Genomic DNA, 15443 nt, shown 5'->3' with positions numbered 1-15443 from the left:
CTGCGGTGCGCTTAACGAATCGAAGGTGTTTTGGCAAGGGTCTGAACGCGTTCCCGCGCCAAATACCGCCAAGTGCGCGCCCTGGAAGAGCGCAGATGACGAAAGGCGATTGTGCGTCTAAGGGACGGGCCATGACCTCTGTTTCTTCAATGGCCCCCCTGGCGGCCACCGTCAATGTGGCGCTGGGCGGCGCGGCAGGTGCGGTGCTGCGTTACCAGCTCGGCCGAACCATGACCCGCTTCATCGGCCCGCAGGCGATTACCGCATTCCCGTGGGCGACACTGACCGTCAACGTGCTCGGCGGGTTCGCGATGGGGTTGCTGGCGGGCTATCTCGCGCGCAGCGGGGCCAGCGGAGAGCAATGGCGGCTGCTGATCGGCGTCGGCCTGCTCGGCGGGTTCACCACCTTTTCGTCCTTCAGCCTTGAACTGATGCTACTGATCGAGCGGGGACAGCCGGCAGCGGCGCTGTCCTATGCGCTGATCTCCGTCATCGCCAGCCTTGCCGGGCTATATCTCGGCCTGATCATCACGAGGATCGCCGCATGAGTGCCGCCCAGTCGCCGCCCGCCGGGAACGCCGGTACCTCCGCCGAAGTCCGCCAGTTCACCATCGGACGCGATGACGATGGGGTACGGCTCGACCGGTGGTTCAAGCGCCATCTGCCGCAGATCGGCTTTGCCACCGTTTCGCGCTGGGCACGGACCGGGCAGATCCGGATCGACGGAAAACGGGCGAAGGTCGACGACCGGATTGCTGCGGGCCAGATCCTCAGGGTGCCGCCGGGCGGGGATACGCCGGACCGCGGACCGAACCAGCGCCGCGTACTGACCGAAGACGAAATCGCCGAAGCGGACGCGATGGTCATCACGCAAGACCGTGCGGCGATCGTGCTCAACAAGCCGCCGGGCCTCGCCACGCAGGGCGGCACTGGCATGGTCCGCCATGTCGACGGTCTGCTGGATGCCTTCGCGGAGACTGGCCCCCGCCCGCGGCTCGTCCACCGGCTCGACAAGGATACCAGCGGTGTCCTGCTGATTGCCCGGACCCCCGGCAGCGCTGCTTTCTTCTCCAAGCGGTTCTCCGGCCGTACTGCGAAGAAAGTCTACTGGGCGCTGATCGTCGGGGTGCCCGATGTCTACGAAGGACAGGTTGACGCGCCGCTATCCAAGCAGCCGGGCACCGGCGGCGAAAAGATGCATGTCGACGAAGCCAATGGCCAGAAGGCCAGCACCCGCTACCGGGTGATCGAGCGGGCCGGAAACAGCGCGTGCTGGGTCGAGTTGCAGCCGCTCACGGGGCGCACGCACCAGCTTCGCGTCCACATGGCGGCAATTGGTCACCCGATCGTCGGCGACGGCAAATACGGCGGGCAGGATGCGTTCCTGACGGGCAGCATCAGCCGCAAGCTGCACCTTCACGCGCGGCGGCTGGTGATCGACCACCCCGACGGTACGCCGCTGGATGTGACGGCAGACCTTCCCCCGCACTTTGCTGCCAGCATGGAGCAGATGGGTTTCGACCTGACGCTGAGCGACGCCCTGCCCAGTGACGAGCCCACCCCGATGTCGCGTGACCAGAAAAAGCAGTCCGCGCGCCAGCATTCCAAGCAGATACGCAAGGAACGCCGCGGTGAGCGTCGCGAACGGGTCGCCGGTGGACGGAATGAAAAGGACGGTATCGCCAAGGGTCGGCCCAAAACCGGCGGCAAGGCAGCGGCCCCCGCGAAACGCGGTCCGACCAAGGGCAAGGGTTCACCCAAGCCCGCCGCGAAAGCCGGTACCAAAACCGGCGCGCCAAAGCGGGGCGGACCGAGCAAAAAGGGACGCTGATGCACCCGATCAGAGCTTTTCGGGACGAAGATCGCCGGCTGCACGAAGCCCTGATCGACCAGATCGGCTTCGGGATGATTTTCGCGCAGACCCCCTTGGGGCCGCGGGTAGCCCACACGCCGCTCATTTCCACCGGAGACGGCGCGCTGCAGTTTCATCTTGCCGTCGGGAACGGCCTGACGCAGCACTTGCCCGGAAACACCGCCCTCGCCGTGGTAAATGGGCCGGACGCTTACGTCTCGGCTCGGTGGTATGGTCAGCCGGACCAGGTGCCAACGTGGAACTATGTCGCACTCGAACTGGAAGGCCACGTCCGGCGGATGGAGGAGGAAGGTCTGAGCGCCTTGCTTCAACAGTTAGTCGACCGGCAGGAGGCGAGGGTCACGGAAGGTCAGCCGTGGACCATGGACAAGCTCTCGCCCGCCCGCCTCACCGGTTTGCTGAAAGGCATCGTCGGCTTCGAAATGGAAATCGGCAGCTGGCGCGAGACGGTCAAATTATCACAGAACAAGTGGGCAGCCGAGCGCGAACGGGTCACGCGTGGGCTGGATAGCGCGGGCGCCAACGGAATTGCCCGGCTGATGCGGGACTTGGTTTCATGAGTGTGCGACTGGCGGTATTCGACTGCGACGGGACGCTGGTCGACGGGCAAGCAAGCATCTGCGAGGCTATGGACCGCGGGTTCGCATCGGCGGGGCTGCCACCGCCCGATCACCATCTGGTTCGGAGGATCGTCGGTCTCAGCCTTCCGCAAGCGGTAAGAATATTAGCGCCCGGCGCCGCCGCCTCCGATCAGGTCCAGGTCGTCGAAGGTTACAAACAAGCCTTCCGCGACAGCCGAACCGAAGGCCGATTGGAAGAGCCGATGTTTGACGGAATTGCCGAATTGATCGTGCAATTGCGCGAACGCGGTTGGCTGCTTGCCGTGGCGACCGGTAAATCGGATCGCGGCCTCGAAAGCTGCCTTGCGGGGCACGGCGTGATCGACCATTTCATTTCCCTGCAGACGGCGGACCGGCACCCTTCGAAACCACATCCGGCGATGCTCGAAGCGGCCATGGCAGATGCCGCCGCAATGCCTCGGGATACGGTGATGATTGGCGACACCAGTTTCGATATCGACATGGCCCGCGCGATCAATGTGCGCGCCATCGGGGTCGACTGGGGCTATCACACTTCGGCCGAATTAACCGCGGCAGGCGCGCAGGCGGTTGCTACGTCGGCACAAAATCTGGGAGAATTGCTGGGATGAACGATGATGCGGCGAGGAACCGGTGGTTTCTTCTCAACCTGGCGAGAATTCTCGGCGTAGCGCTGGTGATCACCGGGTTGCTGGTGACGCAGGGCACCATCGGCTGGCCGATCGAGGTTGGCTATGTGCTGATCGTGCTTGGGATTATCGACGCATTCGTGGCCCCGCAATTTCTCGCACGCCGCTGGCGGAGCCCGAAAGAGTGAAAAGATTCTACCGGGACGTAAGTGTCGAGCCGCGTGAGCACGGGTTTGGCGTGCTGCTGGATGGCCGCCCGATCAAGACCGCTGCGGGTTCGCCGCAGACTGTTCCCAATCGCGCTATGGCCGATGCGTTGGCGGCCGAATGGGCAGCCCAGGGCGAAGAGCTCGACCTGGCGAAGTTCCGCTTCCGTGATCTCGCCGATTACGCGATCGACATTGTCGGCCGGGAACGCGGCACTACCCTCGATAAATTGCTCGGCTTCGCCGAAACCGACACACTGTGCTACCGCGCCGATCCGGAGCAGGCATTGTACCGCCGCCAACTGGAGATGTGGGAACCGCTACTAACCGCGCTGGAGGATGCTGAGAACGTCCAACTCGCCCGCGTCAGCGGGATTATCCACCGCGCCCAGCCAGCGGAAACACTGACCGTCCTTCGCACTCGGCTTGCGGCACTGGATGATTTCACTGTTGCGGGGCTGCTGACGTGTACGTCGCTTGCGGCGTCGCTGTGCATCGGATTGGCTGCGCTGAGGCCGGATGCCGATCTCGATGCGCTGTGGGATGCCGCCAATCTCGAAGAGCTTTGGCAAGCCGGGCTTTGGGGAAAGGATGCCGAAGCGGAGGCCCGGCTGGCGCAGCGCAGTGCGGAATTCCGGCGCGGCGCAGAGTTCTTGCGGCTGGCAGCAGGCTAAGTCAGCCGACCCAGTCGGAAACCTGTCCCGCAACATCGTTGGCCGCGCGGTTAATCGCGTCGCCGACAGGGGCTGCTTCCGCCGCCACTCCCGGTACGATGCTTTCGAAACGGCGGGTCTGCACTTGGTCACCCGCGCCGCTCCGGATCGCATCGAACCGCACGATGACCGATTGGGTGCGCGCGTCATAACCAAATTCCCGAAGCGTCCCCCGGACGCTTTCGGATGGCGGCACAGCGACTTCATCCGTGTCGACCACGATTCGGCCCGACCGCGTGCGGATAGTTTCCGCAAGTAGACGGCGGAACAGGCGGGCAGGCTGTTCGACCCAGAATGCCTCCTTTAGATACGCCACACTGGAATCGTCGATCTGCACCGGGACGCGTTGGACCGCCAGCTTTGCCGGCGCCTCCAGCTCCATGACCATGATTGCGCCGCTGATCGTCCCGCTCGGCCCCGCACCCGCAGGGGCCTGGGTGGTCGGGGTCAGTGTCAGCAAGCTCGGTGGAGGCTCCGACCCGATGCTGATACAACCCGAGAGCGAAAGGGCCAGGGCCGCAAGGACCAGACCGGCGGCGGGCCTGCTGCGCCGGAACCGGCTTCCGTTGGACGCACACTGGGCATCGAACATAGGATTGGCCTTCTCGTTAAGGACGTCAGTGATCATTCTTCATAGTCCGGCAGTTTAGGACCGCTGAGGATGGACGTAGCGCCCTGTGTTTCAATCTTTTCGGTCACCTTGCGCAGCGCCTTGCTGGTCGCCTGCAGATCGCGCAGGGTTGCTTCGGCCGCGGGCAGCGTGGTTTCGGTAAGTTGCTTCGTGACCGGCCGCGCATCCTCCAGCGTGTCGGAGAGGGACTGCGCCGCGTTGCTTGCCGAGGTTAGGGTACTGCGCAGTTCCACCGCGAGCGATTGACCTTCCTTGTTCAGCAATTGATCGGTCGATCCCATGACTTTCTCGAACGCGTCGAGTGCTTCGGAGGATTCACGCAAGGTAACCTGCAATTCTGCGAGCGTACGCTCCACCTGCGGGGCGGCTTCGGCGAATTGCGCGGTCATCTGGTTGGTGTTGCGCAGTATTCCGGCAATCTGGCTCTGGTTATCATCCGAAAGCACCGTCGTCAGGCGCTCGGTCAGGGTTGCCAGCCGTTCCAGCAGCAGCGGCGCGTTGGCGAGCAACTCACCCAATCCGCCGGGCTTGGGCGGGATCAACGGCACGCCTTCCGGGCAAGCGGTGGATTCGCAGGTGATCGGCGGCGCACCCTTGCGGGCACCATCCAGCAGGATTGTCGAAACACCGGTGAAGGAACCCTGGATGGTGGCGGTTGTGCCGACCAGGATGGGCACCTTCTCGTTCACCTTGATTCGTACCCGGACATATTCCGGATCCGTTTCCCACAGCGAAATCCCCGTCACCTGGCCCACGGGAACGCCGGCAAAGGAAACTTCGGATCCGCGGGCAAGACCTGATACGGATTGCTTGAAGAGGATGTCGTAGTCGTTCTGGTCCTCCGCGCTAAGGCGCGAAAGCCAGACGATACCGAATGCCAGCGCCGCCACCAGTAACAAAGTTATGGCACCGACCCAGACATGATTTGCGCGTGTTTCCATTGCCTGCCCCTATGCCCTTGAGGATGGCGCATTGTCCATCATGTTGTCGGCCCTGGCCGCTGACTTTTCAGAGGATTTGGCCATTGACCCCTGCGCAGCGCGGCCGCGTGCGCCGTTGAAATATTCCTGGATCCACGGATGGTCGGTTGCCAGCAGTTCAGGGATCGTGCCGACCGCGATCACCCGCTTGTCCGCCAGCACCGCCACCCGGTCACAAATGGCATACAGAGTGTCGAGATCGTGAGTGATCAGGAAGACGGTCAAACCCAGCGTCTGCTGCAATTCGCGGGTCAGCCGGTCAAATTTATCCGCGCCGATCGGATCAAGGCCGGCGGTCGGTTCGTCCAGGAACAGCAATTCCGGATCGATCGCGAGCGCCCGGGCGAGACCGGCGCGCTTGCGCATGCCGCCGGACAGTTCGGATGGGTACTTGTCCACCGCATCTTCCGGCAGGCCGGACAGGACCACTTTGTACCGGGCGATTTCGTTCAGCAGTTGTTCGCTGATTTCGGGATAGAATTGCTTGATCGGCACTTGCACGTTTTCACCGACCGTAAGCGTCGAAAACAGCGCGCCGCCCTGGAACAGCACACCCCAGCGGTTGCGAGCGCGGATATCTTCGTCCGTTTCGGCTTCAGTGATCGACCGCCCGAACACGTCGATGTTTCCCTCGTTGGGGCGCTGCAACCCGATGATTGAGCGCATGAGCACCGATTTGCCGGTGCCGGACCCGCCGACCACGCCTAATATCTCGCCGTTACGGACCTTGAGGTCGAGGTTCTCGTGCACTGTCTGGCTGCCGAACCGGTTGACCAGCCCTTCCACCACGATCGGGAAATCCCCCTTGAAACGTTCGTGCCGTCTTAGGGTCCGGGGTTCTTCTTCGTCGCTCATGCCCAGCCAATCTGCGTAAAGAACACGGCGAAGAACGCGTCGAGGACGATGACCATGAAGATCGCCTGGACCACGGCCTTGGTCGTCCGCAGGCCAACCTGTTCCGAATTGCCCGACACCTGCATGCCCTGATAACAGCCCGCGATCGCCACGATCAGTCCGAACACCGGCGCTTTGACCATGCCGACGTAGAGGTCATACATCGGCACGACTTCTTGTATCCGCGACAGAAAGGTCAGAAACGGAATATCCAGGGAAATACTGGCGATGAAAGCACCGCCGATAATCCCCATGCAGGCGGCGTAGAAACCCAGCAGCGGCATCATCAGCACCGCGGCCATGATCCGCGGGATCACCAGGGCTTCGATCGGGGAAATCCCGATCGTACGCATGGCATCGACTTCCTCGGTAAGCTTCATTGTGCCGATCTGCGCGGCAAACGCAGAACCCGACCGTCCCGCGACCATGATCGCGGTCATCAGCACGCCCAGTTCGCGCAGGGTAAGCCGCCCGGTCAGGTTGATGGTGTAGATTTCCGCACCGAATTGCTGGAGCTGCACCGCTCCCTGCTGCGCAACGACGATCCCGATCAGGAAGCTCATCAGGCCGATGATCCCGAGCGACGTTACACCGACCCGTTCCAGTTGATGCACGAAGGCCTTCCTGCGGAAGCGGCGCGGGTGCCGGATGATCGAACCGAATCCGGCGATGACCTCTCCCAGGAAACTCAACAAAGTGAGGACGCCAGCACCGAAGTTGGCGACGCCCTCACCCACGGCGCGCGGTACCCGCATCATCACGCCTTCGCGGGGCGCCCGGACGGTCGAAGAATCCGCGCTTTCGCCCAGCGCCTTTATAAGCCGCTCGGCGCGGCTGCTCGCGCCGACCACCTTGGCGCTGTGCTTTTCGGCGAGCTGGCTTGCGGTCCACGCCCCAACGGTATCGATTTCGGTAACGCCTGACAGATCGATCTCATCAAGTTCGACATCGATCTTGCGGAGTTCGCGGTCGACGAAGCCAATGGTGGAAACCAGGTAGGGGCCGGTCAGCACCAACCGCGGCGGGCCATCGCCGCCTTCATCAAGGTAAAATTCTGCCGGGGAAGTCACCGAGGAACTCATAAGTGCCAGCTATGGTGGCAAAAGTCCGCCACGACAAGCGGGATACTGCGCTGCACGGCCAATGATGCGGCGCTCATCATCGTTGCTTCTGGCTGGCCCCGCTGGCAAAGGCTGCGGCGATATGACCAGCGAACTTTCAAAGACCTTCGACCCGGCCGCAATCGAACAGCGGTGGTACGCTCATTGGGAAGCATCGGGCCTGTTCCGTCCCGAACGGCCCGATGCGCAGCCCTTTACGATCGTCAATCCGCCGCCCAACGTCACAGGGTCCCTGCATATTGGCCACGCGCTCGACAACACTCTGCAGGACATCATGGTCCGCTATGAACGGCTGCGCGGCAAGGATGCGTTGTGGGTGGTCGGCACCGACCATGCCGGGATCGCCACGCAAATGGTGGTCGAGCGGCAACTGGAAGAATTGCAAGACAAACGCACGAACTATTCGCGCGAGGATTTCATTTCCAAGGTCTGGCAATGGAAGGAGGAAAGCGGCGGCACGATAACCGGCCAGCTGCGCCGCCTTGGCTGCTCGATGGACTGGTCCCGCGAACAATTCACCATGGACCCGCACTTTTCCGACGCGGTGATGAAAGTGTTCGTCGACCTCTATAACGATGGACTGATCTACCGCGACAAGAGGCTGGTGAACTGGGACCCCAAGCTGAAAACGGCGATCTCCGATCTGGAAGTCGAAACACAGGAGCTCAAAGGCAGTTTCTGGCATTTCAAATACCCTCTTGCCGACGGTGAAACGCTAGCAGACGGCCGCAATTACATCGAGGTCGCAACTACCCGGCCCGAAACGATGCTCGCCGATATGGCGGTGGCGGTCCACCCGAAGGACGAACGCTACGCCAGCGTGGTCGGCAAGTTCGTTACCCTGCCGATCACCGGCCGGCGCATCCCGATCGTGGCCGACGAACATGCCGACCCCGAACTGGGTAGCGGTGCGGTGAAGATCACCCCGGGCCATGACTTCAACGATTTCGAGGTCGGTAAACGGGCGGGCTTCGCGCCGGGCGAGATGCTCAACATGCTCGATGGAGAAGCGAATGTCTGCCAGACTTCGGACGAACTGATTCCGGATGAATTCCTCGGCCTTCACCGTTTCCGCAAAGAAAAGCTGGACGGCGCGCGCGAATTGGTGGTCCAGCGGCTGAAGGAACAGGGTTATCTGATCCCGCACGTCACGAAGAACAAGGAAGGCGAAGAGGAATTGCACGATGCGGAACCGCGCACGATACAGACCCCGTTCGGCGACCGCGGCGGCGTGGTGATCGAGCCATGGCTGACCGACCAATGGTATGTCGATGCCGAGACACTGGCGATGGCCCCACTGGCCGCAGTCCGCAGCGGCGAAATCGAAATCGTCCCGAAAAGCTGGGAAAAGACTTTCTTCAACTGGATGGAGAATATCCAGCCGTGGTGCGTGTCGCGTCAATTGTGGTGGGGCCACCAGATTCCCGCCTGGTTCGGGCCGGATGGTGAAATCTTCGTCGCAATGACCGAAGAGGAAGCGCAGGCCAAAGCTGGTCCCGATGTTATTTTGATGCGGGACAACGACGTCCTCGACACCTGGTTCTCCTCCGCCCTATGGCCCTTCGCCACGCTTGGCTGGCCGGACGAAAACGCGCCGCTTTACCAGAAGCATTATCCCAACGATTTGCTGATCTCCGGCTTCGACATCCTGTTCTTCTGGGATGCGCGGATGGCGATGCAGGGGATGCACCTGACCGGCAAGGCACCGTGGAAGCGGCTTTACCTGCACGGGTTGGTGCGCGCGGCGGACGGGCAGAAAATGTCGAAATCCAAGGGGAACGTGGTCGATCCGCTCGGCCTGATCGACCAGTATGGCGCGGACGCGCTGCGGTTCTTCATGGCGGCGATGGAAAGCCAGGGCCGCGACATCAAGATGGATGACAAGCGGGTCGAGGGATACCGCAACTTCGCCACCAAGCTGTGGAATGCCACCCGGTTCTGCCAGGCCAACGGCATCGGCGCATCGACCACTCTGGCAGCCCCCGCCGCGACCAGCGCGGTCAACCGCTGGATTATCGGCGAGGTGGTCGAGACGCTGGCGAAACTGGATCAGGCGCTGGCCGACCTGCGGTTCGATGCCGCCGCCAACACAATTTACCACTTCGTCTGGGACAATTTCTGCGACTGGTACATTGAGCTCATCAAGGGCAATTTTGACGAGGAAACCAAGGTCGTTGCCGGATGGGTGCTCGACCAGATCCTGGTCATGCTCCACCCCTTCATGCCGTTCGTAACCGAGGAATTGTGGAGCAAGCAGGGCGACCGGGCAGATTATCCGCTGATCACCGCCAAATGGCCCGAGCCGAACGCCGCCGTCGACGCGAGTGCGAAGGCTGAAGTCGAATGGCTGATCGCGCTCACCAGCGCCTTGCGGGCGGCCAAGAATGAACTCGGAATACCGCCGGGCGCCAAGCTGGAAGCCTATCTGGCGCAGCCTTCGCCAGCGGCAAAGACCGTCATCGCCGGAAACCAGGCCGCGATCGAACGAATTACCCGGATCAGCGCGGTCCACTTCGAAGCGGCACCCGCTGGCCCAGGCATGCAGATCGGCGTCGGTAAGGACAGTTTCGTGGTTCCGCTGGAAGGTCTGGTCGACATCGAAGCCGAAAAGTCACGTCTGACCAAGGCACTGGAAGTGTCCGCTAAGGAAGCCAAATCGCTCGAGGGGCGGCTTGGAAACGCCAATTTCGTCGACCGTGCAAAACCTGAAGCAGTCGAGAAAGCCAAGGCCGATTTCGCACACCACAGCGCGGAGGTCGAGCGGATTACGGCGGCACTGGGGCGGCTGGGGTGAGCTACGGCGGGCCTTTCCCCATCCTCTTCAGTGGAGGGGAGGCGAGATTTTGCGAGGCCAAGCGGAGCCTAGTCGCAGCAAGGTGGTGTTTTCTTCATTGCCGAAGTCACCACCCCCAACCCCCTCCTCTGAAGAGAAGGGGGCTTTAGTGGCGCTTATTCTCGCCACTACGGTTCCCGGCGAGCCGGAGATCTTCGCCTCGGTTCAAGGCGAGGGCCCTTCTGCTGGTGCGCCCTGCACTTTCATCCGCCTGTCACGCTGCAATCTAGCCTGCGTCTGGTGCGATACCGCCTACACCTGGTATTTCGAAGGCGATGATCGCCCGCATCGCATCAGCGAGACTTTCAACCGCAAGGCCAATCAGATCACCCTGAGCGAAGCGGACGTTGCGCAGCGGATCACCGAACTTGGCCAACGGCGTCTGGTGATTACCGGCGGGGAACCGCTGCTTCAGGCACCTGCCCTTGCCGCGCTGCTGGAACTGCTGCCCGACCTGACGGTGGAGGTCGAGACCAACGGCACCACCACCGCCCCACCCCGGCTCGATATCCGGATCGATCAATATAACGTCAGCCCGAAACTAGCGCACAGCGGCAATCCGGCAGAATTGGCGCTGCTGGCGGAACGGCTCAGCCATTATAGCGCGGATAGCCGGGCGTTCTTCAAATTCGTGATCGCGTCGCCGAGTGATGTGGACGAAGTGACCGCCCTCGTCCGCGCTCACGCCATCCCGCCCGCGCGCGTGTTTCTGATGCCCGAAGGCACCGACAGTGCTACGCTGCGAGAGCGGGAAAAGTGGCTGGTGCCGCTCTGCCTCGAACACGGCTTCCGCATGAGCGACCGCCTCCACATCCACCTGTTCGGCGATACCAGGGGAACTTGAGAAAAGGAGGGCTGCGGCAGCAGGCTCAAAGGCCGACCGGCCGCCGGCCGGTCGGCCGCCAACGCGAAGGCGTTGGCGAAGTTAACTGGCCGCGAGCGAGAACTATGCCCCTTGGCTGCGCCACCTTTGAACGGTGCGCTGCACAGCATCCTCTTCACCACCGCTCTGGCGCCAGAGCTCGACGAAGCTTGGGTCTTCCGACGCGGGGCGCTTCGATTCCTCGAGGTTATCGAACGAAACGCGGATCGGAATTGCCACGCCTTCACCGCAGATGATGCATTCTCGGTTGCGCAGCGCGGGGATTGAATCGAGGAACCCGCGCGCGCCTTCCGGCATGGCGGATTTCACGAAAGCCTGGTCGCGGTCGTTGTTGAGGCGCATCGAAATAATCGTGCCGCATTGTGACAGCACGCCTTCGGCAAGGTCGGATGGACGCTGGGTAATCAGGCCCAGCGAGATACCGTATTTACGACCTTCCTTGGCAATCCGGCTGAGAATCTTGCCAACCGAAGACCCGTCGGCGTTGGCTTCGTTGGGAACATAGCGGTGGGCTTCTTCGCATACGAGCAGGATCGGCGAGGTCTTTTCGTCACGCCCCCAGATCGCGAAATCGAACACCAGCCGCGACAGGACGGCAACGACGGTGGCGGTAATGTCCGATGGCACACCCGAGACGTCGATGATGGAGATCGGCTTGCCGGCGCTCGGCATGCGGAATACCTTCGAAATGAAGTCCGCCATCGTGTCGCCAACCAACATGCCGGAGAACATGAACTGGTAGCGCGGATCGCTCTTCAACTCGTCCAGCTTGGTCTTGATCCGCATGAACGGCGCGCTGGATGTTGCCTTGTCCAGCTGGCCCATTTGGTTCTGGATTTCGTTCGACAGGTCGGACAGCAGATAGGGTACCGGCGAATCTACGGTGATCTTGCCCATCGTTTCCGCGAGCCGGTTCTTCATCCGCGCTTTCAGCAGGCACCGGGCGAGAATATCGGCATCGACCTGCCGCTCGTTGCCATTGGAGGACAGCAGCACTTCGCAATGCTCTTCAAAATTCATCAGCCAGTACGGCATCTGCAGATTGGTGACGTCGAAGATCTTGCCGGTCGTCTTGAACGCCGCAGAATATTCGCCGTGCGGATCGATCATGACGATGTGGCCTTCGGGCGCGGCTTCGCAGATCCGGTGCAGCAGCAGCGCCGCACTGGTCGATTTCCCGGTACCGGTCGAGCCCAGCAGCGCGAAATGCTTGCCCAGCAGCGCATCGACATAAATACCCGCGCGAATGTCCTTGGTCGGATAGACGGTGCCGATCTGGATGTTGGCGCGGCCATCGCTGGCGTAGATCTGCCGCAAATCGGCCGTCGTGGCTGGATAGATCAACGCGCCCGGAATAGGATAACGGGTCACACCGCGGCGGAAACTGTGGATCTTGCCGGTCAATTTTTCTTCCTGGCCCTCGCCGAGGAAATCGATGTTGGCGATGATCCCGCCACCTGCCCGGCGGTCCTGCCGCTGATTGCGCACGCTGGCCAGCAGCCAGCTGTTGCCCACGCGAATCTTGATCTGGCTACCGACCTGACCGGCCAAGCCGATCGACGGATCGTCATCGGCCATGCATTCGTTCAGCCGATCGAGATCAAGCGCAATTTGCGAACCGGAACCGGCGATTTCCAGCACTACCCCGATCGGGCGCACCGCGTTGTCGGCCGTATTCAATCCGGAAGACGTATGGCCGGGAAGCGCGCTATCCGCGTCAGGCCGGTGAAGGTTTCCGTGAGCCATATCAGTCATGATTAGGTATTTTTCCCGTTGAACAGTATCTGATTGGTAGTCCGCGGAGGGTTAATATCGCGTCAACGACTGCCCTGCGCGTCAGCCGGGAAATCGTCACATCATCGCAAAGACACGTCCGGCCATCCAGCCCATGAAAATCGACAGGAACACCGCGATCAGGCCGTAGAAAAAGGCCTGCTTTTGGGAGAACACCTCGACGAACCGTTCGAAGCCGACCTTCCTGACCTCGACCTCCGCAATTGCAGATGCAATCACGCGGCCCCGGGTGATCGCGAAGGTCTCGGCGGTGTAGGTGCCGGTCTGGACATTGGAGGGCAGCGAAATGCGCGCCTGGTACAGCACCTGTTCGTTGATCTGCACTCCGCCCATGTCTTCCTTGTACAGCCCTTCGCGCTGGCGCAGGTCGACGAGTCCTTCGGTAAATTTCGTCTGCTCTTCGGGATCGATCGTTCCCGTCGGCGAGAGCTGGATGAAACCAAGCCCCAGTTCGTAGATTGCGGCAGTCCGTTCATCCACGATCTCCGAAATCGGCGCCGAGGAGGCGACCGCGAAGAATGACGGGGCGGACCGGAAATCGGTGGTGGTGGCATTGATCCAGATGCCGCCGATGCGTTCCTTCTCGCGCACCCGGATCGCTCCGGTCGGGCCCTTGAGCACCACGACGATTTCGTAATCCCGCCCCGCGCGTGCGCCGCTCGGGTCGAGGATCGCGCCAAATAGCAACAACTCCGTGCCGACGAAACCCTGCCGCACCTGCACTTCGTGCTGCGAAACTTCCGGCACAAGGATGGGATCGCGCTGGGCACTGGCCGGCTCGGCCAGGCAAAGCGCCATAACGCAGATTGCGAGAAATGACCGGACTAGGTTCATAGAGAAACCACAGTGAAAATCTCGTCAGGCCGGAAGCCCAGACCGAACAGCATTCGCAGCGCCACCATCAGGACGATCGAAGACAGCACCAGCCGAAGTATTTCCGGACGAGCCACCTGGGCAATTCTGGCCCCGATTTGTGCGCCCGATACAGACCCTAGCAGCAGCAGCACCGCAAGGACGATGTCGATCGCCCGGGTCGTCAGCGCGTGCATCATCGTAGTAGCAATGGTTACAAACAATATCTGGAACAGCGACGTTCCAACGACGACATTTGCGTTCATGCCGAGGATGTAGAGCATCGCAGGAACCAGGATGAATCCGCCGCCAACACCCATGAGCATGGTCAAAATCCCCACCACGATGCCGAGAATGAGCGGGGCCAACGGGGAAATGTACAGGCCCGAACCGTAGAACCGCCAACGAAGGGGAAGCGCGGTCACAAGTGGGTGATGGCGCCGCTTCTTCACAGACCGGCTGATGCCCTTTTCAGCGGGCAGCATCGTCTGCAATGCTTCCTTCAGCATCAGCGACCCGATGGTGCCGAGCATCAGCACGTAAAGCACGTTGATCACGATATCGATCTGGCCGATCGCCTGGAACCAGCGAAACAGGATCGCCCCAATCCCTGCACCGAATATGCCGCCGACGACCATCACGGTGCCCATCCGGTAATCCACCCCGCCGCGCCGCCGGTGGGCAAAGACTCCGGACACGCTGGCCCCCGTCACCTGGGTCGAAGCGGATGCCGCGGCGACGGTAGGGGGGATGCCATAGAAGATCATCAGCGGTGTGGTCAGGAACCCGCCGCCGACCCCGAACAAGCCGGACAGCACGCCGGTGATCATGCCCAACAGCACGATAACCAGCCCGTTGACTGACAAATTCGCGATAGGAAGATAGACGTCCATTAACGTTGCCCTAAACCACGCCCGCAGTGGATTAAAGCTGAACCGTGCAAGGCATCCGGTTAAACCGCCATGCGCGGGTCAAAAGCCGGTCGTGAGCGTGATCGCGACGCCGGACTTGGGCTGAGCGTCACCTGCTGCGCTCAGACGGTGTCAACTGCTAGACGGACGGGTACTTGCCTCAACTGGACGTTAACCGAAGCGCTCGGTCCGATGTCGAGCCGGGCGCCTCCTTTTTGCGCTCCGCCCCACGCGCCCGCTCCGGCTCGCAAACTACCGCTATCGAAACGCAGAAAGTCGCGATCGACCTTTGCCTGCTCGTCAACAAACGCGGTCGCGAAATCGCCGCCGACGTATCCTGCCGCGAGGTGGGTCTCGCCGCGCAATCCGAATGGCAAGGATACCGGCGGAATCTCGGTCACCACGAACGCAGCCGGCCTTAGTTCCACGACCATGCCAGATACATGCAGATCTCATCCGCCGCACCAATGAGAAAAAACACCACGGCAAACAGCAACAACTCATGCTGAAACAGCATAAGCCAC

The 15443-nt window shown here is 61.7% G+C and carries 16 protein-coding genes; 8 read left to right on the top strand and 8 right to left on the bottom strand.

Translation table 11 applies throughout. The features are described from left to right. The first annotated feature begins 131 nt into the window (after window positions 1–131). The 6 genes from crcB to GRI65_RS11685 are packed head-to-tail and all read left to right on the top strand — an operon-like array spanning window position 132 to window position 3981. Window positions 132–548: a fluoride efflux transporter CrcB gene (gene crcB / locus GRI65_RS11710; RefSeq protein ID WP_202391305.1), complete on the top strand. Its 417-nt coding sequence runs from the start codon at window positions 132–134 to the stop codon at window positions 546–548. After that, window positions 545–1831 carry an RluA family pseudouridine synthase gene (locus GRI65_RS11705; protein WP_160756751.1) on the top strand — a complete coding sequence of 429 codons (1287 nt, stop codon included), beginning with the start codon at window positions 545–547 and terminating at the stop codon, window positions 1829–1831. The genes crcB and GRI65_RS11705 overlap by 4 nt, the downstream gene beginning before the upstream one ends. Next, window positions 1831–2433 carry an FMN-binding negative transcriptional regulator gene (locus tag GRI65_RS11700; protein ID WP_160756750.1) on the top strand — a complete coding sequence of 201 codons (603 nt, stop codon included), beginning with the start codon at window positions 1831–1833 and terminating at the stop codon, window positions 2431–2433. Before GRI65_RS11705 ends, GRI65_RS11700 begins: the two co-directional genes overlap by 1 nt. Continuing rightward, complete coding sequence (locus tag GRI65_RS11695; RefSeq protein ID WP_202391304.1) at window positions 2430–3083, top strand: HAD-IA family hydrolase; 654 nt, start codon at window positions 2430–2432, stop codon at window positions 3081–3083. Before GRI65_RS11700 ends, GRI65_RS11695 begins: the two co-directional genes overlap by 4 nt. Next, window positions 3080–3289: a hypothetical protein gene (locus GRI65_RS11690; RefSeq protein WP_160756749.1), complete on the top strand. Its 210-nt coding sequence runs from the start codon at window positions 3080–3082 to the stop codon at window positions 3287–3289. The genes GRI65_RS11695 and GRI65_RS11690 overlap by 4 nt, the downstream gene beginning before the upstream one ends. Next, entirely contained in the window at window positions 3286–3981 is a 696-nt protein-coding gene (locus GRI65_RS11685; protein ID WP_160756748.1) for an ATP12 family chaperone protein, read from the top strand. Before GRI65_RS11690 ends, GRI65_RS11685 begins: the two co-directional genes overlap by 4 nt. A gap of 1 nt (window position 3982) precedes the next feature. On the opposite strand, the gene GRI65_RS11680 is transcribed toward GRI65_RS11685, so the two are convergent. From GRI65_RS11680 to GRI65_RS11665, 4 genes are read right to left on the bottom strand one after another with little or no spacing between them, the layout of a single operon-like run. After that, window positions 3983–4648, bottom strand: a complete 666-nt coding sequence (locus GRI65_RS11680) for an ABC-type transport auxiliary lipoprotein family protein (protein ID WP_232844118.1) — start codon at window positions 4646–4648, stop codon at window positions 3983–3985. Beyond that, a complete protein-coding gene (locus GRI65_RS11675) occupies window positions 4645–5592 on the bottom strand; it encodes an MlaD family protein (RefSeq protein WP_160756747.1) in 948 nt (315 codons plus the stop codon). Before GRI65_RS11675 ends, GRI65_RS11680 begins: the two co-directional genes overlap by 4 nt. A gap of 9 nt (window positions 5593–5601) precedes the next feature. Further along, window positions 5602–6486: an ABC transporter ATP-binding protein gene (locus GRI65_RS11670; RefSeq protein WP_160756746.1), complete on the bottom strand. Its 885-nt coding sequence runs from the start codon at window positions 6484–6486 to the stop codon at window positions 5602–5604. Next, entirely contained in the window at window positions 6483–7595 is a 1113-nt protein-coding gene (locus tag GRI65_RS11665; RefSeq protein WP_332872645.1) for an ABC transporter permease, read from the bottom strand. Before GRI65_RS11665 ends, GRI65_RS11670 begins: the two co-directional genes overlap by 4 nt. A gap of 133 nt (window positions 7596–7728) precedes the next feature. On the opposite strand from GRI65_RS11665, the gene GRI65_RS11660 reads away from it, so the two are divergent. Together GRI65_RS11660 and GRI65_RS11655 are read left to right on the top strand one after the other, a co-directional pair. After that, on the top strand, window positions 7729–10440 hold the full coding sequence (locus tag GRI65_RS11660) for a valine--tRNA ligase (protein WP_160756744.1): 2712 nt from the start codon (window positions 7729–7731) through the stop codon (window positions 10438–10440). Between the two features lie 148 nt (window positions 10441–10588). Then, window positions 10589–11323 (top strand): 7-carboxy-7-deazaguanine synthase QueE, encoded by a 735-nt coding sequence (locus tag GRI65_RS11655; RefSeq protein WP_160756743.1) that lies wholly within the window; start codon window positions 10589–10591, stop codon window positions 11321–11323. A gap of 102 nt (window positions 11324–11425) precedes the next feature. Here the strand turns inward: GRI65_RS11655 and GRI65_RS11650 are convergent, their stop codons facing one another. The 4 genes from GRI65_RS11650 to GRI65_RS11635 all read right to left on the bottom strand — a co-directional run bounded on the left by GRI65_RS11650 (window position 11426) and on the right by GRI65_RS11635 (window position 15353). Then, window positions 11426–13117 carry an ATP-binding protein gene (locus GRI65_RS11650; protein ID WP_408609049.1) on the bottom strand — a complete coding sequence of 564 codons (1692 nt, stop codon included), beginning with the start codon at window positions 13115–13117 and terminating at the stop codon, window positions 11426–11428. A gap of 96 nt (window positions 13118–13213) precedes the next feature. Further along, window positions 13214–13954 (bottom strand): TIGR02186 family protein, encoded by a 741-nt coding sequence (locus GRI65_RS11645; RefSeq protein WP_232844161.1) that lies wholly within the window; start codon window positions 13952–13954, stop codon window positions 13214–13216. A gap of 32 nt (window positions 13955–13986) precedes the next feature. After that, window positions 13987–14901 (bottom strand): sulfite exporter TauE/SafE family protein, encoded by a 915-nt coding sequence (locus tag GRI65_RS11640; protein WP_160756741.1) that lies wholly within the window; start codon window positions 14899–14901, stop codon window positions 13987–13989. A gap of 140 nt (window positions 14902–15041) precedes the next feature. Then, complete coding sequence (locus tag GRI65_RS11635) at window positions 15042–15353, bottom strand: hypothetical protein (RefSeq protein WP_160756740.1); 312 nt, start codon at window positions 15351–15353, stop codon at window positions 15042–15044. Window positions 15354–15443: the final 90 nt, after the last annotated feature.

It is taken from the genome of Allopontixanthobacter sediminis (assembly GCF_009828115.1).
Taxonomy (GTDB): Bacteria; Pseudomonadota; Alphaproteobacteria; order Sphingomonadales; family Sphingomonadaceae; genus Allopontixanthobacter; species Allopontixanthobacter sediminis.
Note: the sequence above shows the minus strand (reverse complement) of the source record. Positions and strands in the feature narration are given on the sequence as shown.

Bases quoted from the DNA above. Each gene is read 5' to 3' on its own strand.
- GRI65_RS11640 (WP_160756741.1), bottom strand. From the start codon at position 14,901: ATGGACGTCTATCTTCCTATCGCGAATTTGTCAGTCAACGGGCTGGTT.
- GRI65_RS11670 (WP_160756746.1), bottom strand. From the start codon at position 6,486: ATGAGCGACGAAGAAGAACCCCGGACCCTAAGACGGCACGAACGTTTC.
- GRI65_RS11645 (WP_232844161.1), bottom strand. From the start codon at position 13,954: ATGGCGCTTTGCCTGGCCGAGCCGGCCAGTGCCCAGCGCGATCCCATC.
- GRI65_RS11675 (WP_160756747.1), bottom strand. From the start codon at position 5,592: ATGGAAACACGCGCAAATCATGTCTGGGTCGGTGCCATAACTTTGTTA.
- GRI65_RS11680 (WP_232844118.1), bottom strand. From the start codon at position 4,648: ATGATCACTGACGTCCTTAACGAGAAGGCCAATCCTATGTTCGATGCC.
- GRI65_RS11700 (WP_160756750.1), top strand. From the start codon at position 1,831: ATGCACCCGATCAGAGCTTTTCGGGACGAAGATCGCCGGCTGCACGAA.
- GRI65_RS11635 (WP_160756740.1), bottom strand. From the start codon at position 15,353: ATGGTCGTGGAACTAAGGCCGGCTGCGTTCGTGGTGACCGAGATTCCG.
- GRI65_RS11660 (WP_160756744.1), top strand. From the start codon at position 7,729: ATGACCAGCGAACTTTCAAAGACCTTCGACCCGGCCGCAATCGAACAG.
- crcB (WP_202391305.1), top strand. From the start codon at position 132: ATGACCTCTGTTTCTTCAATGGCCCCCCTGGCGGCCACCGTCAATGTG.
- GRI65_RS11650 (WP_408609049.1), bottom strand. From the start codon at position 13,117: ATGACTGATATGGCTCACGGAAACCTTCACCGGCCTGACGCGGATAGC.
- GRI65_RS11705 (WP_160756751.1), top strand. From the start codon at position 545: ATGAGTGCCGCCCAGTCGCCGCCCGCCGGGAACGCCGGTACCTCCGCC.
- GRI65_RS11690 (WP_160756749.1), top strand. From the start codon at position 3,080: ATGAACGATGATGCGGCGAGGAACCGGTGGTTTCTTCTCAACCTGGCG.
- GRI65_RS11695 (WP_202391304.1), top strand. From the start codon at position 2,430: ATGAGTGTGCGACTGGCGGTATTCGACTGCGACGGGACGCTGGTCGAC.